Origin of the sequence: Nonomuraea sp. NPDC001636, assembly GCF_040298265.1 — a bacterium.
Lineage (GTDB): Bacteria > Actinomycetota > Actinomycetes > Streptosporangiales > Streptosporangiaceae > Nonomuraea.
Genome location: NZ_JBEOZT010000011.1, coordinates 175,507 through 195,073, shown reverse-complemented (window position 1 = coordinate 195,073; position 19,567 = coordinate 175,507). Strand labels below are relative to the sequence as shown.

Annotated in this window: 23 protein-coding genes; 9 read left to right on the top strand and 14 right to left on the bottom strand. The window is 71.5% G+C overall.

Annotation, left to right across the window (positions count from 1 at the left end):
* Positions 1–101 precede the first annotated feature (101 nt).
* Positions 102–875, top strand: coding sequence for an IclR family transcriptional regulator (locus tag ABT158_RS22430; RefSeq protein WP_352356205.1), 774 nt, complete (start codon positions 102–104; stop codon positions 873–875).
* Positions 876–893: 18 nt separating this feature from the next.
* Here ABT158_RS22430 and ABT158_RS22425 read toward each other — a convergent pair whose 3' ends face one another.
* A complete protein-coding gene (locus tag ABT158_RS22425) occupies positions 894–1,715 on the bottom strand; it encodes a helix-turn-helix domain-containing protein (RefSeq protein WP_352356203.1) in 822 nt (273 codons plus the stop codon).
* Positions 1,716–1,852: 137 nt separating this feature from the next.
* Here ABT158_RS22425 and ABT158_RS22420 point away from each other — a divergent pair, with 137 nt between their 5' ends.
* The 4 genes from ABT158_RS22420 to soxR all read left to right on the top strand — a co-directional run bounded on the left by ABT158_RS22420 (position 1,853) and on the right by soxR (position 5,239).
* Entirely contained in the window at positions 1,853–2,578 is a 726-nt protein-coding gene (locus tag ABT158_RS22420; protein WP_352356201.1) for an alpha/beta fold hydrolase, read from the top strand.
* Positions 2,579–2,622: 44 nt separating this feature from the next.
* Positions 2,623–3,072 (top strand): VOC family protein, encoded by a 450-nt coding sequence (locus ABT158_RS22415; RefSeq protein ID WP_352356199.1) that lies wholly within the window; start codon positions 2,623–2,625, stop codon positions 3,070–3,072.
* A 218-nt stretch (positions 3,073–3,290) separates the two neighbouring features.
* Positions 3,291–4,718, top strand: a complete 1,428-nt coding sequence (locus tag ABT158_RS22410) for an MFS transporter (protein WP_352356197.1) — start codon at positions 3,291–3,293, stop codon at positions 4,716–4,718.
* Positions 4,719–4,744: 26 nt separating this feature from the next.
* Complete coding sequence (gene soxR / locus ABT158_RS22405) at positions 4,745–5,239, top strand: redox-sensitive transcriptional activator SoxR (protein WP_352356195.1); 495 nt, start codon at positions 4,745–4,747, stop codon at positions 5,237–5,239.
* Positions 5,240–5,287: 48 nt separating this feature from the next.
* Here the strand turns inward: soxR and ABT158_RS22400 are convergent, their stop codons facing one another.
* The gene (locus tag ABT158_RS22400) at positions 5,288–5,698 is read right to left on the bottom strand and encodes a hypothetical protein (RefSeq protein ID WP_352356193.1); all 411 of its coding nucleotides are present in this window, start codon (positions 5,696–5,698) and stop codon (positions 5,288–5,290) included.
* A gap of 421 nt (positions 5,699–6,119) precedes the next feature.
* On the opposite strand from ABT158_RS22400, the gene ABT158_RS22395 reads away from it, so the two are divergent.
* Complete coding sequence (locus tag ABT158_RS22395; RefSeq protein WP_352356191.1) at positions 6,120–7,016, top strand: CPBP family intramembrane glutamic endopeptidase; 897 nt, start codon at positions 6,120–6,122, stop codon at positions 7,014–7,016.
* A gap of 8 nt (positions 7,017–7,024) precedes the next feature.
* Here the strand turns inward: ABT158_RS22395 and ABT158_RS22390 are convergent, their stop codons facing one another.
* The 10 genes from ABT158_RS22390 to ABT158_RS22345 all read right to left on the bottom strand — a co-directional run bounded on the left by ABT158_RS22390 (position 7,025) and on the right by ABT158_RS22345 (position 15,393).
* The gene (locus tag ABT158_RS22390; protein WP_352356189.1) at positions 7,025–7,714 is read right to left on the bottom strand and encodes a response regulator; all 690 of its coding nucleotides are present in this window, start codon (positions 7,712–7,714) and stop codon (positions 7,025–7,027) included.
* Entirely contained in the window at positions 7,711–8,895 is a 1,185-nt protein-coding gene (locus ABT158_RS22385) for a sensor histidine kinase (RefSeq protein ID WP_352356188.1), read from the bottom strand. The genes ABT158_RS22390 and ABT158_RS22385 overlap by 4 nt, the downstream gene beginning before the upstream one ends.
* Before the next feature lie 110 nt (positions 8,896–9,005).
* Positions 9,006–10,805, bottom strand: a complete 1,800-nt coding sequence (locus tag ABT158_RS22380; RefSeq protein ID WP_352356187.1) for an ABC transporter ATP-binding protein — start codon at positions 10,803–10,805, stop codon at positions 9,006–9,008.
* Complete coding sequence (locus tag ABT158_RS22375) at positions 10,802–11,287, bottom strand: TlpA family protein disulfide reductase (RefSeq protein WP_352356185.1); 486 nt, start codon at positions 11,285–11,287, stop codon at positions 10,802–10,804. The genes ABT158_RS22380 and ABT158_RS22375 overlap by 4 nt, the downstream gene beginning before the upstream one ends.
* Positions 11,287–11,784 (bottom strand): MauE/DoxX family redox-associated membrane protein, encoded by a 498-nt coding sequence (locus ABT158_RS22370; protein WP_352356183.1) that lies wholly within the window; start codon positions 11,782–11,784, stop codon positions 11,287–11,289. Before ABT158_RS22370 ends, ABT158_RS22375 begins: the two co-directional genes overlap by 1 nt.
* 67 nt (positions 11,785–11,851) lie before the next feature.
* A complete protein-coding gene (locus ABT158_RS22365) occupies positions 11,852–12,031 on the bottom strand; it encodes a hypothetical protein (protein ID WP_125645566.1) in 180 nt (59 codons plus the stop codon).
* A 96-nt stretch (positions 12,032–12,127) separates the two neighbouring features.
* The gene (locus ABT158_RS22360; RefSeq protein WP_352356180.1) at positions 12,128–13,000 is read right to left on the bottom strand and encodes an ArsR/SmtB family transcription factor; all 873 of its coding nucleotides are present in this window, start codon (positions 12,998–13,000) and stop codon (positions 12,128–12,130) included.
* A 51-nt stretch (positions 13,001–13,051) separates the two neighbouring features.
* Complete coding sequence (locus ABT158_RS22355; RefSeq protein WP_352356178.1) at positions 13,052–13,486, bottom strand: S26 family signal peptidase; 435 nt, start codon at positions 13,484–13,486, stop codon at positions 13,052–13,054.
* Between the two features lie 205 nt (positions 13,487–13,691).
* Entirely contained in the window at positions 13,692–13,883 is a 192-nt protein-coding gene (locus ABT158_RS22350; protein WP_352356176.1) for a hypothetical protein, read from the bottom strand.
* 232 nt (positions 13,884–14,115) lie between these two features.
* A complete protein-coding gene (locus tag ABT158_RS22345; protein ID WP_352356174.1) occupies positions 14,116–15,393 on the bottom strand; it encodes a serine hydrolase domain-containing protein in 1,278 nt (425 codons plus the stop codon).
* A 189-nt stretch (positions 15,394–15,582) separates the two neighbouring features.
* Between ABT158_RS22345 and ABT158_RS22340 the strand changes: the two genes are divergently transcribed.
* A complete protein-coding gene (locus ABT158_RS22340; protein WP_352356172.1) occupies positions 15,583–16,656 on the top strand; it encodes a serine hydrolase domain-containing protein in 1,074 nt (357 codons plus the stop codon).
* A gap of 65 nt (positions 16,657–16,721) precedes the next feature.
* Here ABT158_RS22340 and ABT158_RS22335 read toward each other — a convergent pair whose 3' ends face one another.
* On the bottom strand, positions 16,722–16,862 hold the full coding sequence (locus ABT158_RS22335; protein WP_352356170.1) for a hypothetical protein: 141 nt from the start codon (positions 16,860–16,862) through the stop codon (positions 16,722–16,724).
* 228 nt (positions 16,863–17,090) lie between these two features.
* Between ABT158_RS22335 and ABT158_RS22330 the strand changes: the two genes are divergently transcribed.
* A complete protein-coding gene (locus ABT158_RS22330; RefSeq protein ID WP_352356168.1) occupies positions 17,091–18,419 on the top strand; it encodes a WD40 repeat domain-containing protein in 1,329 nt (442 codons plus the stop codon).
* A gap of 49 nt (positions 18,420–18,468) precedes the next feature.
* Here the strand turns inward: ABT158_RS22330 and ABT158_RS22325 are convergent, their stop codons facing one another.
* Positions 18,469–19,077: a DUF6461 domain-containing protein gene (locus ABT158_RS22325; protein WP_352356166.1), complete on the bottom strand. Its 609-nt coding sequence runs from the start codon at positions 19,075–19,077 to the stop codon at positions 18,469–18,471.
* Positions 19,078–19,238: 161 nt separating this feature from the next.
* Between ABT158_RS22325 and ABT158_RS22320 the strand changes: the two genes are divergently transcribed.
* Complete coding sequence (locus ABT158_RS22320) at positions 19,239–19,445, top strand: hypothetical protein (protein WP_352356164.1); 207 nt, start codon at positions 19,239–19,241, stop codon at positions 19,443–19,445.
* Positions 19,446–19,567 lie beyond the last annotated feature (122 nt).

Here is a 19,567-nt window from a genome sequence, read left to right as displayed (position 1 = left end):
TAGGGAATGCAAAGATTGTCCCGCGATGCGGGAAGCGTTCCCGGCCGGACCGGCTCCTACCTGGTCCCCGATCTCCCTACTCGGAAGACGGAGTTTCCCGCATGGCAACAGACGACAGCGTCCAGTCGGTGCGCAGGGCGATCGGCCTGCTCGGCTGCTTCGGGGGCGGTGACGCCTCGCTCGGCCTGTCCGACCTGGCGCGCAGGATGGGGCTGTCCACCTCGACCACCCACCGCCTGGCCAGGACGCTGGCCGCCACGGGCTTCCTGGAGCAGGAGGCGCGCACCGGCCGCTACCGGCTGGGGCCGTCCATCACGGAGCTGGGGCAGCTCTCCTTCCACCGGCGCGGCCTGCACCGCATCGCCCCCGAACTGGCCGAGCTGGCCCGCATCACCTCCGCCACCGTGGACCTGGCCGTCCGCAACGACCGGCACGCGGTCATCCTGAGCGGCGGCTCGCTCAACCCCGACAGCGGCGCCGGGCTGCGCCGCCCCCTGCACTCCACGGCGCTGGGCAAGGTGCTGCTGGCCTGGGACCCGGAGGGCAGCGCCGACCTGGCGGCGCTCGGCCCGCTGCCGGCGCTGACCGGCCGCACCATCGTGGACCACGCCGAACTGCGCGAGGAACTGGTCCGCGTGCGCGAGTCCGGGTACGCGCTCAACGACGGCGAGTCGGGCGACGGCATCCGCACCGTCGCGGTGCCGGTGCTCGACCGGCACAACCACGTCCGCTACGCGCTGGCCGTGCGCTCCACGCCGCTGGTCATCAGCGACGCGCGGATCGACTGGTTCGCCGCGCACGCGCGGGCCTGCGCCCGCGCGCTGGAGGTGCTGCTGATCCCACCGGCCGAGCGCCGCCTGCGCCCCTCCGCCTGAGTCACGCCCTGGGTGATTTCACGAGGAAGGCATGAGGGAGGCGAGGAGCGCCAGCTTCTCGGCGCTGCCGGTGCCGGGGTCCGGGTGCAGGACGATGAGCGTCTGGCCCGCCGCGCCGCTCACGCCCAGCCTCTCCCGGTTCAGCCACAGCTCACCGACCTGGGGATGGTCGAGGCGCTTGGCCGCGCCTTCGCACGTGTCCACGTCGTGGCGGGCCCAGAGCCTGCTGAACAGCGGGCTGGCGAGGGAGAGCTCGCCGACGAGTTCGACGAACCGGGGATCGTCGACGTCGGCGCCGACGGACTCGCGGAAGCCGGCGACCATGCCCTGCGCGGCGTTCTCCCAGTCCGGGTAGAGAGCCTGCTCGGCGGGGTCGAGGAACACGTCCCGCAGGCGGTTGCGCCCCGCCACGAGCCGCGGCGACAGGGCGGTCGCCGGCGCGTTGGCGGCCAGGACGTCGAAGGAGCGGCCCTCCACGTACGCGGGCAGCGCGAGCGCGGCGACGAGCTTGGCGATGCCCGCGGGAACGCTCTCCTTGCGGGGCCGCCGCCGTCGCCGCCGGGGATCGCCCGTCCCGAGGCGCAGCAGATAGGCCGTCGCGTCGTCGTCGAGCCGCAGCACGCGCGCGAGGGACACCAGCACCTGCGCGGACGGGTTGCGGTCGCGGCCCTGCTCCAGGCGCAGGTAGTAGTCGGCGCTGATGCCGGCGAGCATCGCGACCTCCTCCCGGCGCAGGCCCGGCACCCGCCGTACGCCCACGGAAGGGATGCCGGCCTGATCGGGAGTGACGAGCTCCCGGCGGGCGCGTACGTATGCGCCCAGAAGGTTGGATCCGCCCATGCTTCCCACGGTAACGGCGCACCTCGGCGCGTGCCTGGCCCCCTCACCCCCAGGATCGCGAGGGCTCTGGCTGCGCCGGCGGACGAGCGGAAACCTCACTCGGGAACGAACCCCCTTTGATGAGCAAGGAGCCGCACATGTCAACGTACGTGCTGGTACACGGGGCCTGGCACAGCGGACGATGCTGGGAGCGGGTGGTGCCGCTCCTGACCTCGGCCGGGCACCAGGCGGCCGCGCCGTCGCTGACCGGCTACGGCGACAAGGCCCATCTGCTGGGCCCCGAGGTGGGACTGGACACCCACGCCGGCGACATCGTCGAGCTGATCACCGCGAACGACCTCACCGACGTGATCCTGGTCGGCCACAGCTACGCCGGGCTGGTCATCTCCTCCGCCGCCAACCGCATCCCGGACCGCATCGCCCACCTGGTCTACCTCGACGCGATGGTCCCGGAGGACGGCGAGAGCGCGGTGGACGTGCACCCCGTCACCCAGGCCCTCATCGACCGCGCCGCGCAGTCCGGGACCGGCTGGCGGATCCCGCCGATGCCCGAGCTGCCGCCGCCCCTGGGCCTGTTCGGGGTCACCGACCCGGCGGACGTGGCCTGGCTGCGGGCGATGTTGTCGGACCAGCCGGCGCTCTGCCTCCAGCAGCCGGTCCGGCTGGACAACCCCGCCACGCACACGATCCCGCGGACGCACATCCACTGCGTCGCGGGCGTACCGGAGGGCATCACGCGGCGGCCCGTCCCGGCGACCCAGCCCAACGGCAGCCCGGCACAGGTGTGGAAGCTGCCGACGGGCCACGACTGCATGATCACCATGCCCGCCGAACTCACCGAACTGCTGCTCAAAATCGCCTGACCCGGTGACCTGTGCGGCCATGGCACCCGGGCAGGATGGTCGCCATGGTTTCCTACCAGTTGGTCATCGACTGCGCCTCGCCCGACCTCATGGCCCGGTTCTGGGCGAACGCGCTGAGGTACACGGTGGAGCCGCCACCGGATGAGTTCGGCACATGGCGGGAGTACTGGCTCAGCATCGGCGTGCCCGAGGACGAGTTGGGCGAGGGCGACTGCAGCGACAGCATCATCGATCCCGAGGGGCACGGCCCGAGGATCTGGTTCCAGCAGGTGCCCGAAGCCAAGACGGTCAAGAATCGGTTCCACCTGGACGTGAAGGTGGGCGGCAAGCGGGCGGACGTGCCGTTGGAGACCCGGCGGGCGCGGGTGGACGCCGAGGTGGAGCGGCTGGTCCAGGCAGGGGCGTCCGTGGTGCGGGTGCTGTCGCAGCCCGGGGTCGATCACTATGCGGTGGCGATGGCGGACCCGGAGGGAAACGAGTTCGACGTGGTGTAGCGCCATCCCGTTCCTGAGTGGCTCGCACCCGGCAAAGACTCAGGCGCTGAGGTACGTCATGGCCGAGGCGCTGCCGGTGGTGACCAGCGCATTTGACCTCAACTTAGGTTGAGCTGATGGGCTGTTCGCCGTCGGCCTCCGGATGAGAGAAAGCGAACAGCATGGACACCTCCACACCACCGTCCGAGCATCGCGCCGCAGTGGATCGCCCCTCTCCGTTGACGCTCCCGGTGGTCCTGGTCGGCGTCGTGCTGGTGGCGATGTCCATCTCGGGAACCGCGGTGGCGCTGCCGAGCATCAGCCGGGACCTCGACGCGTCCGGGTCCCTGCTGCACTGGGTCGTCGCAGGGTACAACCTGGCGTTCGCGGCCATGACGCTCGTCGCGGGCTCGGCCGCCGACCGGATCGGCCGCCGCCGGGTGTTCGTCGCCGCGGCACTGGTCTTCGTGGCCGGGTTCCTCGCGACGGCGCTGAGCCAGGCGATCATCATCACCGACGTCGCCCGTATCCTGTCGGGCGTCGGTGGAGCCGGAATCATGGCGGCCGGCGGCGCCATCCTCGCCGCCACCTACGACGGCGCCGCCCGTAACCGCGCCTTCGCCCTGATGGGCACCATGGCCGGCGTCGGCATCGCCGTCGGCCCCACCCTGTCGGGCCTGCTGATCTCGGCCGCCGGGTGGCGGGAGAGCTTCGCCGTCTTCGCGGTCATCGGCCTGCTGGTCGCCCTGGGCGCGACCCGCACCCGAGAATCCCGGGCGACCGGCACGGGCCCGATCGACTGGACGGGCAGCATGCTGTTCGTCGCCGCGCTGACCCTGCTGATGTTCGCGCTGCTGGAGGCGCCCGCGTTCGGCTGGACCCATCCGGCCGTCCTGGTCACCGCCGTCGCCGGCCTGGTCGCGCTGGTGTGCTTCGGCCTGTCCCAGCGGCGCAGCGCCGCCCCGGTCCTGGCTCCCTTCCTGGTCGCCAACCGCGCCTTCCTGGGCTGGAGCCTCGCGACGCTGACCACCTCGATCGGATTCCTCGGCGTTCTGGTCTTCCTGCCGACCTACCTGCAGGCGGCCGCGGGACTCTCGCCCGCCGCCGCGGGGGCGGCCATGCTGCTGCTCACCGCTCCCGTACTGGTCATGCCCATGGCCGCCGTCACCTTGGTCAACAAGGGGGTTCCGGCCCGGCTGGTGATGGTGATCGCGCTGGCCCTGGTGGTTGCCGGGAACCTGTGGCTGATGGGACTGAACGCCGGCAACCCGGTCGCGGCGGCGGCGGCGCCGCTGCTGATGATCGGCCTCGGCATGGGAGCGTCCTTCGGCATCACCGACGGGCAGGCCATGGCCCTGGTCCCGGCCGACGCGGTCGGCATGGCGGCCGGATTCCTCAACACGCTGCGCGGAGCGGCCGAGGCCATGGTGATCGCCGCCTTCAGCGCCTCCCTGACCGGCCTCCTCGCGGCCAGGCTCGGCGACACGACCCGTGCCGCCGAGGTCGGCGCCGGGCGCCTCACCACCGGCGCCGAGTCCGCCGAACTGGACGCCTTCACCTGGTCCTGGCAGCTCACCCAGCTCGGCACCGGGCTGATCTGCCTCGTGCTGTCCGTCGTCGTGGCCGTCCTCATCCACAGCCGCGCCAGGTCCCGCCACACCGCCTGACACCGTCTTCGTCACAAGGAGCCGCCGTGCACGCCAGCCCAGAGGACCATCTCACGATCGGTGACATCGTCCGCCGGACCGGCGTGCCCGCCTCCGCCCTGCACTTCTACGAACGCAAGGGGCTGATCTTCAGCGAACGCGACGGCGGCAACCAACGCGTCTTCTCCCGGCACATGCTCCGCCGGATCTCCCTCATCATCGTGGCCAAGCGCCTGCACATCCCGCTGTCGGACGTCGCCGAGATCCTCGCCACCCTCCCCACCGACCGCGCCCCTGCCCACAATGACTGGCAGCGGGTCTCCCGTACGTGGAAGAAGCAGCTCGAGGAACGCCGCCGCGCCATCGAGCAGCTCGAACACGAGCTCACCGGCTGCATCGGCTGCGGCTGCCTGTCGATGAAGGCGTGCCTGCTGCTCAACCCCGACGACGCCCTGCGCGACCACGGCCCCGGCCCGGTCCGGCTCCAGGAGCCCGCCCCCGGTGCCCGGCCCCGGACCGGGGGCGAGCCTTCCGGGCGCTGAGTCGGCGCCCCAGATGACCGGGGGTCTCCTGGTCCTGGCGCAGGTCTGTCACCTGTACCAGATCGTCGCGAAGACGCGGGAGATGCCGCCTGCCCCGTAACAGTCGAAGCGGGCGACGCCCCCCTCGGGATAGAACTTGCGGTAGCTGCCGTCGTTGCAGAAGACCCCCACCTCCCAGTCGTACATCGTGGAGCAGATCGCCCAGCCCGTCATGTGACCGCTGTCTGTGAACCGGCCCTCGCAGGTGTAGTCGAGGGCGGGAAGCTCGCCCGGTATCCCGGGGTCGCCCGACGACATGGTGGAGGCGTTCGGCGCGGGGGACAGCGCTGTGGAAGGAGTGCCCGACATGTCGAGGGCCACCTTGACGGGGTCGGAGGCCGCGTGAGCAGGGGCTGCCAGAGCGAGCGCGGCCACAGCCGAGGCGACGAGGGTGGCCGTGCGCGTGAGTAAGGTGCGCATGAAGCATCTACTCCCATCCGGTCGAAGCGTGCGGACCCTTTCTTTTTCTCACCTCACCGCGCGAAAGAATCGTCCCGACGGACGACCTTCGTTCGGCCACATGGCCAATGGCCAAGAGCTCCCGATGAGGTGCGGAGCACGAGCATGGGCCCGCCGGGGCCCTTCACGACCTCGGAGGCCACTTCGGCACGCTTGCCGAACCGCAGGCCTGACAGCCCGGACGAAGTCAGCGGCCGTCATCCGATCGCTCCCGGTGCGAAGGGCCGGCGACGCGCAGGGACAGAAACCGGGGCGGTTGCCGGTCCCTCGTGAGAGCTACCGCTGTGTCCGTTGCAGGGGGATGGCAGGCCCGGCTCCGATCCCTAGCCTCACTTGAGCCGCGGAAAGACACCGCGGACATCTGATCGAAAGGATCGCGATCGTGGCGTCCCCTGAGCATCCGAGAACCACCCTTTCGCACCCCGGTCCGGCCACGGGCCGTGACCGGTTGCGCAGGTTCCGGTTCCCCGTCCTGCTGGTCGCGTTGTTCGGTGCGATGTCGGTGATGACCGGGATCAACCAACTCGTCGCGCCCGTACCGATCCTCGCCCTGCCGGTGGGGGTCGGCCTGGCCGTCCTCGCCGTCATCTGCTACCGCTGGTTGTGCCGGGTCGTCGAGCTGCGTCCGGACGTCCCCGAACTCGGGAAGACGCGGCGATGGTCCCAGCTGTGGCGCGGGATTTCGCTCGGGTCGGGCCTGTTCGCCGGGTTGATGGCGCTGATCGCGGTGTTCGGTGGCTGGCGGGAGCTGTCCTGGGGGTCCTTCGGCGGCTTCCTCGGCGCCGCGGGAATGATGGCGAGCGTCGCCGTGGCCGAGGAACTGCTGTTTCGCGGGGTGGTGTTCCGCATCATGGAGGAACGTACCGGCACGGTGATCGCCCTGGTCGTGTCCATGCTGCTGTTCGGCGCGCTGCACCTGGTCAACGGCAACGCCACCCTGTGGGGCGCGTTCGCGATCGCCTTGACGGGCGGAGCCATGCTGGCCGCCGCCTACGTCGCCACCCGGTCGCTGTGGCTGCCCATCGGCCTGCACTTCGCCTGGAACTTCGCCCAGGCCGGAATCTTCGGTGTCACGGTCTCCGGATCGGCCGCGCCGCCCGAGGGCGTGCTGAACGTCACGCTGTCCGGCCCGACCGCGCTGACCGGCGGCGTCTTCGGCCCCGAGGCCAGCCTTTTCGCGCTGCTGGTCTGCTTGGTGCCCACGATTCTCCTGCTGCGGCGGGCCGCCCGCGCCGGCCGGATCCGGCCTCGGCCGCACCGCGCCAAGCCCTCCGCCTGACCGCCGCCTCACCCCTGATCGGCGGCCACCAATCCCACCCGGTAGGCGAGCACGACCGCCTGCACACGGTCGCGCAGGTCGAGTTTCATCAGGATCCGCGACACGTACGTCTTGACGGTCTCGACGCTGATGGACAGCCGTGTGGCGATCTCCGCGTTGGACAGGCCCCCGGCGAGCTGTTCGAGCACTTCCAGCTCCCGCTGGGTCAGTGCCCGCACGACCTCCTGCAGGGCCGGCCGGGCGGAGTCGGTGGGACGCAGGCGCTCGGCGAAGTGGCCGATGAGGGCCCGGGTGACGGCGGGCGCGAGCAGGGAGTCGCCGCGCGCGACGGTGCGTACGCCGTCCACCAGTTCCTTCGGCCGCGCGTCCTTGAGCAGGAAGCCGCTGGCGCCCGCCCTGAGTGCTTCGTAGGCGTACTCGTCGACGTTGAACGTGGTCACCACCAGGACCTTCACCGGAGCGGCGACGCCCGGCCCGGCCAGTCGCCTGGTGACCTCGATGCCGTCCAGGACGGGCATCCGGATGTCCATCACGACGACGTCCGGCAGCAGCCGCCGGGCGGCCTCCAGCGCCGCGCGGCCGTCCGCGGCGTCCCCGACGACCTCCATGTCGGGCTGGGCGGCGAAGATCGTGGTGTAGCCGGTGCGCACCAGCTCGTGGTCCTCACAGATGAGCACCCGGATCGGCGTACTGGTCATGCGGTGCTCCTGAAGGGGATGAGAGCCCGGACGCTGAACCCGCCCCCGGGCCGGGCGCCGGCGGACAGCTCACCGTTCAGCAGCTGGATGCGCCGGCGCAGCCCGTCCAGTCCTCGTCCCCCGGACGGCACGGCGGAACCTGCCACCGATGCGGACCCGTCGGTGGTCACCTCGATGTCGAGGTGGCCGGCGCGGTGGTGGACCGTGACCCTGGTGGGCCGGCCCGTCGCGTGCTTGATGGCGTTCGTGAGGGCTTCCTGAACCACCCGATACGCGGCCAGCTCGACGTCGACGGCCTGCGGCAGGCGCTCGCCGTGCTCGGCCAGTTCGACGGGCTGGCCGGAGACGCGGGCCTGTTCGACCAGGTCGGCGATACTGCCGAGGCCCGGCGTACGGGCCGTGAGCGCGTCGTCGCCGGTCGCCTCCAGCACGCCGAGCAGATGCCGAAGCTCCGTCAGCGCCCGCCGGCCGGTGTCGCTGATGGCGGCCAGCCCTTGCCCCGCCCGTTCCGGTGCGGTGCCGACCAGGAACTGTGCGGCGTCGGCCTGCACCACGATGGCGGTCACGTGATGGGTGACCACGTCGTGCAGCTCACGGGCGATGCGGGCGCGTTCGTCGGCGCCGGCCGCCAGCGCGCCGAGCCGCCGCCGTTCGGCCTCCTCGGCCCGCCACCGGCGCATCCCCGCACCGGCCATCCAGATCACCACCAGCACCAGATAGAAAGCGAGGAAGTCCGAGATCCGGTTGGCGGATCCCCACCAGCTCAGAACGACCGCCAGCGCGGCGTAGCCGGCGCTCACCGCCGCCGCGAGCGTGCGGCGGTGCCGGGGCTGATGGGCTCCGGCCGTGTACAGGGCCAGGTAGAAGCCGATGCTGGCGAACGTCGGCGGATAGCAGAGCGTCTGATGAACGGCGAAGGCCGTGCCGATGACGGCCAGGCACGCCGCCGGGTGACGGCTGCGGAGCGCCAGCGGCCCCGCCTGCGCCACGGTCAGCACCACCGCCAAGGCGTCGGCAGGTCGCCGCGGCAGGTCGCCGAGCTGCGCTCCGATGACGGACAGGGTCGGTACGAACGCCAGCGCGGTGAGCGTCGCCGCGAGCGCGCCGTCCTTGACCGAGGACTGCCGGGCTCTCCACCAGGCCGGCCATGAGCGGACGGCCAGGGGAACGCGCGCGAACACTGGTGTAGTCTAACGGCCCTTTGCCCGTGATCAGCGGCACTCAGGGACCTCGCCGACGGCGGACGGGCTCGGCAGGGTGGGCTGCCGATGCGTTCCATCGGGTGGCGGCTTCAGGCGTGTTCGACGGTGTAGCCGCTGGCCTGGAGGGTGAACAGGCGGGCGTATTCGCCGCCCGCGGCCATGAGGGTGGTGTGGGTGCCCTGTTCGGCGATTCTGCCCTCCGCCAGCACCACGATGAGGTCGGCGTCCTTGACCGCGCTCAGCCGGTGGGAGATCAGCAGGCTGGTGCGGCCGGCCCGATGCTCGCGCAACCTGTGGTGGATGGCGTGCTCGGCCTCCGCGTCGAGCCCGGCGCTCGGCTCGTCCAGGACGAGCAGGTCGCGTTCGCCCCTGATCAACGCTCTGGCCAGGGCGAGCCGCTGCCACTGGCCGCCGGACAGCACGACGCCGGAGGTCTCGGCCGCGTCGAGGAAGCGGTTGCTGAGCAACGTGTCGTAGCCGTGCGGCAGGGCGTCCAGCGCCGTGTCCACCCCGGCCAGCCGGGCCGCCGTCCTGACCTGCTCGGGCGAGGCGCCGAGCGAGCCGAGCGAGATGTTCTCCGCCGCCGTGAAGTCGTAGGCCACGTAGTCCTGGAAGACCGCGGTCAGCCGGGAGCGCAGTTCGGCGGGGTCGGCGTCGCGCAGGTCCGTCCCGTCCCAGCGGATCGTGCCGCGTGACGGGTCGTAGAACCGGCACAGCAGTTTGACCAGCGTCGACTTGCCGGCGCCGTTGAGCCCCACGAGCGCGACGCAGGCGCCGTGCGGGATGGTGAGATCCACTCCGCGCAGCACCCACGGCCGCCCCTCGCCGTAGCGGAACCAGACGTCCCGCAGCTCGATCCCGGAGCGGAGGGCGGGCAGCGGGCGGGGCGGGCGGCGTACGGGAAGGTCCGGGGCGGCGGAGACGACGGCGCGGTAGTGTCCGAAGACCAGCAGCGCCTGGTGCAGCCGGGCGAGCTGGGTGACCCCGCCCGACAGCGCGCCCTGCACCCCGGCGACGGCGGCGGCGAAGACCGCCACGTCGCCCACGCCGAGCCGGCCGCCGGCGATCGCCCAGATCAGTCCGGCGCCGCCGATGGCGGCGCCGAGCAGGGCGAGCAGCCCGTGTCCCGCCAGCGCGCGCCGTTCCAGGTCCTGCTCCTGGCGGTTGACCGCGCGGATCTCGCCGAGGAGACGGTCGCGCAGGTACGCGCCCAGCCCGAACAGCCGCACCTCCTTGGCCGGTTCGACCTGGGTGAGCAGGTCGGCGTAGAAGATCTGGCGGCGCATCGCCGGGCTGATCTGCCATTCGAGACCCACCTTGCGCCTGCTCAGCGACAGCTGCACGCCCAGCGACGGCAGCGCCGACAGCAGGACGATCGCCGTCATGACCGGGCTCAGCGCCGTGAGCGCGGCGACGAACCCGGCCAGCGTGACCAGCCCGCGCACCAGTGACAGGCTGGGGGCCAGGATCTGGTTGGCCGCGCCGGTCCCGGCCTGCTCGGCCAGCCTGAGCCGGTCGCGGAAGCGGGGGTTCTCGAACGGGCCGAGGCCGACGAACGCGTTGACCGAGGTGAACAGGCGTTCGCGGGTCAGCAGGCCCAGGCCGCGGCGCAGCCGTCCGTCGGTGTATTCGGTGAGGTGCGGCAGCAGCGCGGCGACCAGGCCGACCACGCCGAGCATGATCGTCGGCATCAGGACGGCCCGGCCGCCCGCCAGGCCGTCCAGGATCAGCTTGGTGCACCAGGCGGCGGCCACCGGCGTCGTGCCGCCGGCCAGGACGGCGAGCACCGAGCAGACGGCGGCGACCGGGGCGGCCCGCCAGGCCAGCCCCCACACCGTCACGGCCCGCCCGGCCAGCCGGAAGACACCGGGCGAGACGTCGTGGGTCATGCGGTGACGGGAGCGCCGAGCCCGGCCACGGTGACCGCGCGCGACCTGACCCGGCCGGAGTCGTCGAGCAGGTAGAAGGCGGGGAAGGCGGAGTTGGGGAAGGCCAGGCAGACCGGCCCGTTGGCGGGCTCGGCGATCACGGTGGCGCTGCCGCGCAGCGCGTCCGCGTAGCTCTCCCCGCCGGGGCCGGACACGACGGCGAGCACCTGCGAGGGGGAGTAGCCCGCGTTGGCGACGAGCTGGAGGAACGGCGGCAGTTGGCCGGGGCAGGCCTGGCACTCGGTGTCGAAGAAGCCGATCACCGAGGGCCGCCCGATCCCGCGCACGTCCGGGACGGTCGAGCCCACCGGCAGCAACGGCGGCCCCGAGGGAGCGGCGTGCTGCTCGGCGTGGCGCACCCGGCGGATCACCGCGAACGTCAGCACCAGGTTGAGCGCGCTCATGACGCCCACGATGACCAGGGCTGCGATGACGTACGGCATCAGAGGTTCCTCTCCAGGAGAAGGTCGGCGAGGTCGTCGAAGAGCACCAGCACGGCGGCGAGCACCGCGGCGGCGACCAGCGCCAGCGCCACCCCGGCGAGTTCGACGTGCCCGCCCGGCGTCACCCACCCGGTGACCGCGACCGCGATCAGCAGCAGGTTGCGCACGATCTGGGCGCGGCTCAGCGGAGCGGCGGTGACGCCGAAGCACCGGCAGGCGGCGGCGGAGCCGCGGCGCAGGGCCAGCAGGATCGCGGCGGCGAAGGCCGCGAGCAGCACGGCGGCCAGCACGAACCCCGCGCGCTCGCCCAGGGCGAGCAGCGCCACGGCGGCGCTCTCCCCGGCCAGTACGGCCACCGCGACCGGCGCGGCGGGCAGCCCGGGAGCCAGACCGGGGACGGAGGACACGAAAGCGCGCCAGCCGGTGGCCTTGCCCGCCAGCGCGGCCAGGAAGACCAGGCAGAGCACGGCCCTGCAGCCCAGCTCTATGTACGGCATGGCGCTCCTTCACGGGTGGTGCCGCCCACGACCCCCTGCGAAGGGGGCGTGGGCGGGGTGTGGAGGGTCAGCAGCACTCGTAGCAGGACACGTAGGTCGTGCAGTCCGGCCGCACGCAGGTCCACGCGGTGTGGTCGAGCCAGTGGTAGCACCAGCACTCGTAGGGGCACCCCCTGGCGTCCGCGGTGCTGGCGGGCAGCAGGGCGCCGAGCATCCGGTCGCCCAACGCCTTGAGTGTGCGAGTCATCCGACCTCCTGGGTGAGAGGGGCTGTATTCGCCTGATCATCACCATCGGGTCAGGGGAGGGGCAATCCTTTCGGACCGCCACCGAAATGCGACAAATCAGGCGCTGTGTTCGAGGAGTTCGTGGCCCAGCGAGGTGAGCACGTGCCGCACCGCCCGGCCCTCGCGGTAGGTGTTCACGAGGCCCGCCAGCCGCAACGCCGTCACGTGCTCGGACACCGTGGAGGCGCTCACCGCCAGCGACCTGGCCAGCTCGCCGGTCGCCGAGCCGCCGCCGATCGAGCGCAGCACCCTGGCACGGGCCTGCCCGACGACCTGGGCCAGGGCGTCCACCGACGCGGGACGCCGGGCGCCCTCGTCGCCGGCCGGATAGGCGATGACCGCCCTGCTGTCGCCGCGCGGCGGCGACAGCGCGAGGAAGCAGCGGCTGGCGCACATCAGCGGCGAGAACGCCACGCCCCCGTCGCCGAGCTCCACCGGTGACGGGCACAGGTCCGAGGTGTCGATCTGCAGGGCGCAGCCGTACCAGTTCAGCCTGGGGGTGAGCCTGGGCAGCGTGCGGTCGAATCCCCGTACGCAGATCAGCTCGGAGTAGCGGTTCACGTGGGCGTTCAGGCGGCGGCGTATTGCGTCCCACTCGGGGGCCACGCAGCTGACGTAGAAGGCGCGCAGCGCGTCGGCGACGTCACCGAGACCGGGCTGGACGTCGAGCTCGTCGTTGAGCGTGCCCGCCCCGGGCGGCAGCGGCAGGTCGGCCCAGAGGAAGCCGGACACGCTGTGCGGCGCGTGGTGGACACGCCGGACGAACGGCATGGCTCTGGCGGGCGTCCTGCGCGCCAGGTCCCGCCACGGCGATCCGGGTACGGCGAAGCCGGGATGATGCAGGCACAGGGCGGCGAACAGGGTGTGGTGCAGCGGGGAGATGGTGAAGGTGGTCGCGGCCAGTCCTGCGGCGGAAAAGACCAGACGCATATCCCAGCCCCGTTGTCAGGAAATGTCCGGACATATTGGAGTATGGGGCTGTTAAGACGTACTAACAAGGGTGCGGAGGACGACCCCCAGAACCCGATCGGCCGGGACGAGCCCCCACAACCGCGAGTCCGCGCTGACCTCCCCGTCACCCAGCACCACCAGCTTTCCGGGCGGCACCGTGGCGGGCAGCCCGGGGCACTGCGGCGGCGCCGGTTCGCCCGGCAGCGCCGCGACCCGCTTGACCACCCAGTCGGCGGCCGTGACCTCGGGCAGCGGCCCGTCCCGCCACCGCATTCCCGGCCCGATCGGTTCGAGCACCACGATCTGCCCGCGCCGGACCGCCTTCCCGCGCAGCACCAGCAACCGGTCGCCGGGCCGCAACGCCGGCACCATGCTCTCCCCCCGTACGGTCACCACCGCCAACCGGCGCCTGGCGACGAACGCGACAACGACCAGCAGCGCGGAGAACACCGCGATCATGGGCATGTCGCGAGCGTAAACGTCCGGCCTGTGGGGCTCAAGAACTCGTCGGCCGGGGGGGAGTGGCTGAAGTCCTGTCCGCGACGAACGCCGTCACCCGGCGAGATTGACGCTGGGACGGCGTCCGGCGTCCGTTCCTCGGGGGCGAACACTCACAGGGACGGGCGCGAGCGTGGTGCTGTGGCGTCGAGGAACGGGAGTGGTGATCTGCCTAGTCGGGGGAGCGCAGCAGCATGGCCTCCACCTCGGAACCGGCGTCGGCCGTGCAGACGTACGTGGGCCTTCCGGTCGCCGGGTCCACGGCGTACAGGGTCGCACGCTTGCCGCACTTCGAGCACCAGGCGTCCGGCCCGCCGCCGAGTTCGGCCAGGCCGACCTTGATCTCTGGGATAACAAAAGCCATGCGGGCAGCGTAGGTCGGCCTGGTCAGGACGTCCGTGGCGACAGGGCGTCTTGCGGAATCCATGCCCGCAGATTGTGCGACACGGGGGTGAGGGCCCGGGGCCGTGAGGCGAGGTCCGTTCGTGGGCCGCGCGCCACGGGCTCGGACACCCGGCACTTGGGCATGCCGTAGGCGCGGCTGCTCCTGTTCCCGCGTCCGTGGCCACCGGAGGCCGGTGAACGGCGAGGGCTTGTCAGAGGTAGGTGGTGTACAGGTCTGTGGTGGGCCAGGTGGTCACCGCGTTGGCGGCCTTGTGGAGGGCCGGGTCGATGTCGGCGTAGCTCAGGCCGGAGGCGTCGTCGCGCTGGTTGAAGAGCGCGGCCCAGGTCAGCCCGTCGTACCGCCGCACCAGGAGGGTGTAGGTGCCGGGGAGGCTGCCGGTGTGCCAGGTGTTGCGGCCGCCGGTGACGTTGCGGACCGACCAGCCGCAGCCGTACCACCAGCCGTCGCCGTTGACGCCGGTCTCGGGCTGGGCGAAGGCGCGGGAGATCGACGTCGAGGTGAGCACGGAGCCGGCCGCGTCGAAGATCCCGGCGAAGCGCACCAGGTCGACCGCCGTTCCGAGCCAGCCGCCGTGCGCGTCCATGTTCTCCAGGTTGAACGAACCGTACGGAGCCGGGACGGAGGTGCCGGAGGCGTCGAACACCGTCTTTCCCGTGTACTTGGAGACGTACGGCACCTCGCCGGTGACGGCGCCGGCCTTGAGCGTGCGCCCGAGCCTCATCCGGGTGATTCCGCGCGGCCCGAGGATCTTCTGCTGCACGTACGTGCCGTACGGCATGCCGCTGACCTTCTCGATGATCCGGCCGAGCAGCAGGTAGTCGTAGTTGGCGTAGGCGTACGTGCTGCCGGGGTCGTGGTCCAGGGTGAGGCCGCCGGCGTACCGCATGATGTCGGCCTGGCGGACGGGCAGCGCCGTGCCGAGCGCCCTGGAGATCGCCAGGTCGCTGAACATGGGGTCGGCGGTGACGGACGAGTCCCAGCCGCCCAGGTGCTGCAGCAACCTGAGGACGGTCACGTCCTTCAGCCGCGGATCCACCGTCTTGCCGGACGGCGCCGTCAGGGGGAGCAGGTCGGGCAGCCGGTCGGTGAGCTTGAGCTTGCCGTCCTGCACCAGCTTGAGTACGGCCGCGCCGGTGATGGGCTTGCTCAGGCTGGCGATCCGGAACAGCGAGGTCGGCTGGGTCTTCAGGGTGGTGCTGGTCGTCCAGGTGTAGCCGCGGGCCAGGACGAGCTTGCCCTTGCGGGCGACGGCGAGCGATCCGCAGGAGAGGTTGCGGGCCTGCATGAAAGCCTTCATCGTGCTGTCGAAGCCGCCCAGCCCGGCGCCCAGGGTTCCGGTCGTCTTCCACGTCCCGGCGGCGGCGTCCGCTCTGCCCGGCTGACCGGCGACGAGCCCGGCGCCGGCCAATCCGAGCCCGGCCAGGCCCATCGTCCGGCCGAAATCGCGTCGGGTCAGCCTGTCAGGCATCTGTCTTCCTCCTTGATCGAACAACACACCACCGGGCAAACTACCTGAAACTTCGCCGCTGGTGGCGCAGACCGCCCGAGCCGCCGTAGGGCAGGCCCCACCATCCGGACACCGGGCGGCATGATCGATTCCGGCGCTCGGCAGCCGCAGGATGGGCACATCACCTCATCCAAGGGAGTTGCCGAGAACATGCGCAGGTATCTTGCCGCAGCTGCAGCCGCCGTCGTCCTGCTGGGCGCCGCGTCCCCGGCGTTGGCCGCCGCCAAGCCGTCGTCGCCCACCCTGCAGCAGCAGCTTGACCGGTTGACCCAGCAGGACGGCCTGGCGGGCGCCCTGGTGTCGGTGCGTGAGCCCGACGGCCGGGTCAGGACGTTGACGTCCGGCGTCGCCGAGCGCGGCTCCGACCGGCCGATGGTCGGCGCGGACGCGCATTTCCGCATCGCCAGCGTGACCAAGTCGGTTGTCGCGGCCACCGTGGTGCGCCTGGCGGACCAGGGCAGGATCGATCTGGACGCCCAGGCGGAGCGGTACGCGCCCGGCCTGCTCGACGGCAGGCCGATCACCGTGCGGCAACTGCTGACGCACACCAGCGGCCTGCCCGAGTACCTGACGCTGATCGACCCGGCGCGCCTCGGCACCGACCCCGACGCCTCCTTCCTGCGCCTGGCCCTGGACGCCGAGCCCACCGGCGAACCCGGCGAGAAGTGGGCCTACGCCAACACGAACTACCTGGTGGCCGGCATGCTCATCCAGAAGGTCACCGGCAAGGACTTCCGGACGGTCACCCGCCAGGGCGTCCTGAAGAACCTGCGGCACACCTACTGGCCGCGTCAGAACGAGCTGGACATCCGCGGCAGGCACGCCCACACCTACGGCGTGAACCCGTTCGACCCGAAGAGCCAGGGCAAGGTGGTCGACACGACCCTGGAGCCCGGCTACCTCTTCGGCGCCTCGGGCGGCCTGATCTCCACCCCCGACGACCTGAACCGCTTCTGGCAGTCCCTGCCCGCCTCCACGCTCAAGACCATGCTCACCCGGACCGTCCCCGCCGACGACCCGCCGAAGGCCGACTACGGCCTGGGCGCCTACTCCTACCCGTTCGCCTGCGGCCCGGCCTGGATGCACGACGGCGGCCTGCCCGGCACCCGCGTCCTCAGCGGCCGCGACCGTTCGGGCCGCGCGGTCACCCTCTACGTGACCGGCACCCCGAAGAGCGACGCGCACATCTTCGAAGCCTTCGGCACCGCCCTGTGCGGCAGGTAGCCCAGGCCCGTCGGGGGAGGAGCCCGGTTCGGGCCGGCTGCCTCCTTCGCCTCGCGCCACCGGCGTCAACGGCGCAGCAGCAGGCGCAGCAGGCGTAGTGCCCGGGAGCGGCGGGCCGAGTCGGCCGAGAACATGTAGATCATGGCGGGGAGCGTCACCAGCGCGGCGCTCGTCACGACCAGTGCGGCGAGGTGGGGCAGCATCATGGGGCTTCCCTTCGAGGGTTCGGCATCGCCTCGGCCGGTGCCGAGGGGCGCGATATCAGGATGGGGCGCGCCGAAGTGCCGTTGACGATCTGTGCCAAGGTCTTACGCGATCCGATGAACCCGTACATCGGCTGACAGAAACTGACAGCCCCCGGCCCGGACGGCGATGTGCACAGATCCGTCACAGGTGGGTTTGGTGCTCCGGGATTCTGGAATCCTGACATCACCATGTCTCCGCAAGCCCCCCTGCCGGAGGATCCCCTGGCCGTTCTGCGGGAACGCCTGCGGGACCTGCATCTCCACGCGGGCGAGCCCAGCAGCCGGGCTCTGGCCAGGCAGACGGGCGCGATGAGCCACTCCACCGCGCACGGGGTGATCCGCTGCGTCAACCTGCCTCGATGGGGCAACCTGGAGCTCGTGGTGGAGGCGTTGCAGGGCGACGTCACGGAGTTCAAGGCCCTGTGGATCGCCGCCCGCGACCTGCGTTCGCAGCGCGGTCGCCCACTGGATCCCGAGACGGGGTCCACGGTCCGGACGGAGGACACCCCAGGGCCGGCCTCCGATCCCCTGCATGAGCTGTACCGGCCGGTGGACGGGGCGAACGCGGAAGGTCACTCCGGCGCCGTCTGGTCGGTGGCCTTCCATCCGGACGGGCGCATCCTGGCCAGCGCCGGCGGCGACGGGACCGTGCGGCTGTGGGACACGGTGACGGGGAAGCCGTGGCGGGAGCCTCTGCTGGGCCACACGGGCGCCGTCGTGGCGGTCGCCTTCCACCCCGACGGGGAGCTGGTGGCCAGCGGTGGCAGCGACAAGACGGTACGCCTGTGGACGATCGACGGGCTGCGACCGGTGCGTGAACCGTTGCACGGCCATGCCGGCACTGTCTGGTCGGTCGCCTTCCACCCGAACGGGCACGTCCTGGCCAGCGGCGGCATCGACGGCACCGTGAGGTTGTGGGACACCGCTACAGGAAGGCCGTTGCAGGGACCGCTGATCGACCATGACGGCGCCGGCTGGGCCCTCGCCTTCGACCTCGACGGCGCCCTGCTGGCCAACGGCGGGGACGACGGCATGGTCCGGTTGTGGAACACGACGTCCGGGCAGCCGGTCAGTGAGCCGTTGGCAGGTCACAGCGGCGCGGTCGTGACGGTGGCCTTCCACCCGGACGGGCACGTCCTGGCCAGCGGCGGCGACGACGAAACGGTGCGGTTGTGGGATCCCGCTTCGGGACGCGCCATGGCCGACCCCTTCGTCGGCCACATCGGCCCGGTCCGGTCGGTGGCCTTCCACCCGGGAGCGGACTTGGTGGCCAGCGCCGGCGACGACGGGCTGGTCCGGTTGTGGCAGCTCGATTCCGGAGAACAGGTGGGGCGGCCTCTCGACGGCCACACCGGTCCCGTCCGGGCCGTCGCCTTCCACCCGCACGGGCATCTGCTCGCCACCGCGGGCGCCGACAGGAAGGTGCGGTTGTGGGAGAGCACTCAGCCGCCCGACCACCGAGTGCTGTACCGGCGCATCGACAACCTGCACGCCCGCCTACGCGGGTCGAACCCGTAGAGGCGGTCGCCGGGCGAACGCGTCGGCATCCGTACCGACGGGGTGGTGATCAGTCGTGCCTGATCCTGGCGGCGAGGAATCGCCTTTCCAGCAGGCTCTGGGAGAAGGCGACACCGGTGAGCTTCTTCGCCAGCGCGAACGATCGCGGGAAGGGGGCATGGAGGCCCGGGTCTTCCCACTCGTGGTTGGGATCCAGCCCTACGTCCCACATCTCCAGAAACAATCGGTCGGGCTCACTGCCCGTGCGTGTCTGAGGAGAGAGCTGGTTGAACCAGGTGATCCGTTCGCCGTCGATCGCATACGTGAAGCAGTCGTCCGCGTGGAGGTTTCGGCTGATCGACACGACCTCGGTCCCTTGGGACAGACTCGGCAGCAGGCAGTCGAAGGCGCCTGATCCTGTCCAGAGTTGGACGAGCACCGTCCAGCCCGCCGTCTCAAGTGCGCCCACGTAGTCACTGCGCAGGTTGTCGGCGTCGATGCACTCCATCGTTCGTTCCTGGAGACCGTCGAAGGTCACCTCCTCGATGTCGCCGGGTCCTGCGCCGAGGCGGGTCAGCGCTTCGTGAGGGGTGAGGGAACGGGCGAAGGACACACACGAGACGTCATAGAACGGGCCGTACGTGGCCAGCCAGTCGAACTCCTTGTACGCGTCTCTCACGTCAGCGCTCCCGTGATCAGTTGCCGGACATCATCGCAATGATCTCCGAGAGGCGCGGACGACCGGCCGGCGCCGGGAGCGGGCGCCGAAAGAGCCGTTGCTGATGACAGGTGGCGGCAACGGTGCGACTGTGAAGGCAGGGCGACCTGCTGGAGGAGATCGTGGAACACCCCGAGCTGACCACGGACATGGTTCTCGCCGCCGTCCGGGATCACGGATTCGCCGCCTATGACGTCCTGGTCAAGGACTTCCCGTCGGAAGTGGTGGTCGCGGAGTTCACGAAGGCGGCCAGGTCGGGCTTCACCACCTTCGGCGTGGGGGTGCACCTGGCGTCGTTGACGGACAAGGGGCGGGAGCGTCTCGGCTAGGCACAGCCGGCGGAGTGATCGTCCACCGTGGCGTGGGGGGGGGGGGCGGGGCCGCCGCCGCCCCCCCCACAGACACTAAGACCCCCCCCCGGGCGGACCCGCCCGCACCCGCGAGCCGCAGC

Excerpts from the sequence above, each read along its gene's own strand:
- ABT158_RS22365 (WP_125645566.1), bottom strand. The coding sequence starts at position 12,031 with ATGACTCGCACACTCAAGGCGTTGGGCGACCGGATGCTCGGCGCCCTG.
- ABT158_RS22345 (WP_352356174.1), bottom strand. The coding sequence starts at position 15,393 with ATGCCTGACAGGCTGACCCGACGCGATTTCGGCCGGACGATGGGCCTG.
- ABT158_RS22340 (WP_352356172.1), top strand. The coding sequence starts at position 15,583 with ATGCGCAGGTATCTTGCCGCAGCTGCAGCCGCCGTCGTCCTGCTGGGC.
- ABT158_RS22390 (WP_352356189.1), bottom strand. The coding sequence starts at position 7,714 with ATGACCAGTACGCCGATCCGGGTGCTCATCTGTGAGGACCACGAGCTG.
- ABT158_RS22430 (WP_352356205.1), top strand. The coding sequence starts at position 102 with ATGGCAACAGACGACAGCGTCCAGTCGGTGCGCAGGGCGATCGGCCTG.
- ABT158_RS22355 (WP_352356178.1), bottom strand. The coding sequence starts at position 13,486 with ATGCCCATGATCGCGGTGTTCTCCGCGCTGCTGGTCGTTGTCGCGTTC.
- ABT158_RS22415 (WP_352356199.1), top strand. The coding sequence starts at position 2,623 with ATGGTTTCCTACCAGTTGGTCATCGACTGCGCCTCGCCCGACCTCATG.
- ABT158_RS22335 (WP_352356170.1), bottom strand. The coding sequence starts at position 16,862 with ATGATGCTGCCCCACCTCGCCGCACTGGTCGTGACGAGCGCCGCGCTG.
- ABT158_RS22375 (WP_352356185.1), bottom strand. The coding sequence starts at position 11,287 with ATGCCGTACGTCATCGCAGCCCTGGTCATCGTGGGCGTCATGAGCGCG.
- ABT158_RS22330 (WP_352356168.1), top strand. The coding sequence starts at position 17,091 with ATGTCTCCGCAAGCCCCCCTGCCGGAGGATCCCCTGGCCGTTCTGCGG.
- ABT158_RS22380 (WP_352356187.1), bottom strand. The coding sequence starts at position 10,805 with ATGACCCACGACGTCTCGCCCGGTGTCTTCCGGCTGGCCGGGCGGGCC.
- ABT158_RS22420 (WP_352356201.1), top strand. The coding sequence starts at position 1,853 with ATGTCAACGTACGTGCTGGTACACGGGGCCTGGCACAGCGGACGATGC.
- ABT158_RS22400 (WP_352356193.1), bottom strand. The coding sequence starts at position 5,698 with ATGCGCACCTTACTCACGCGCACGGCCACCCTCGTCGCCTCGGCTGTG.
- ABT158_RS22370 (WP_352356183.1), bottom strand. The coding sequence starts at position 11,784 with ATGCCGTACATAGAGCTGGGCTGCAGGGCCGTGCTCTGCCTGGTCTTC.
- ABT158_RS22425 (WP_352356203.1), bottom strand. The coding sequence starts at position 1,715 with ATGGGCGGATCCAACCTTCTGGGCGCATACGTACGCGCCCGCCGGGAG.
- ABT158_RS22360 (WP_352356180.1), bottom strand. The coding sequence starts at position 13,000 with ATGCGTCTGGTCTTTTCCGCCGCAGGACTGGCCGCGACCACCTTCACC.
- ABT158_RS22350 (WP_352356176.1), bottom strand. The coding sequence starts at position 13,883 with ATGGCTTTTGTTATCCCAGAGATCAAGGTCGGCCTGGCCGAACTCGGC.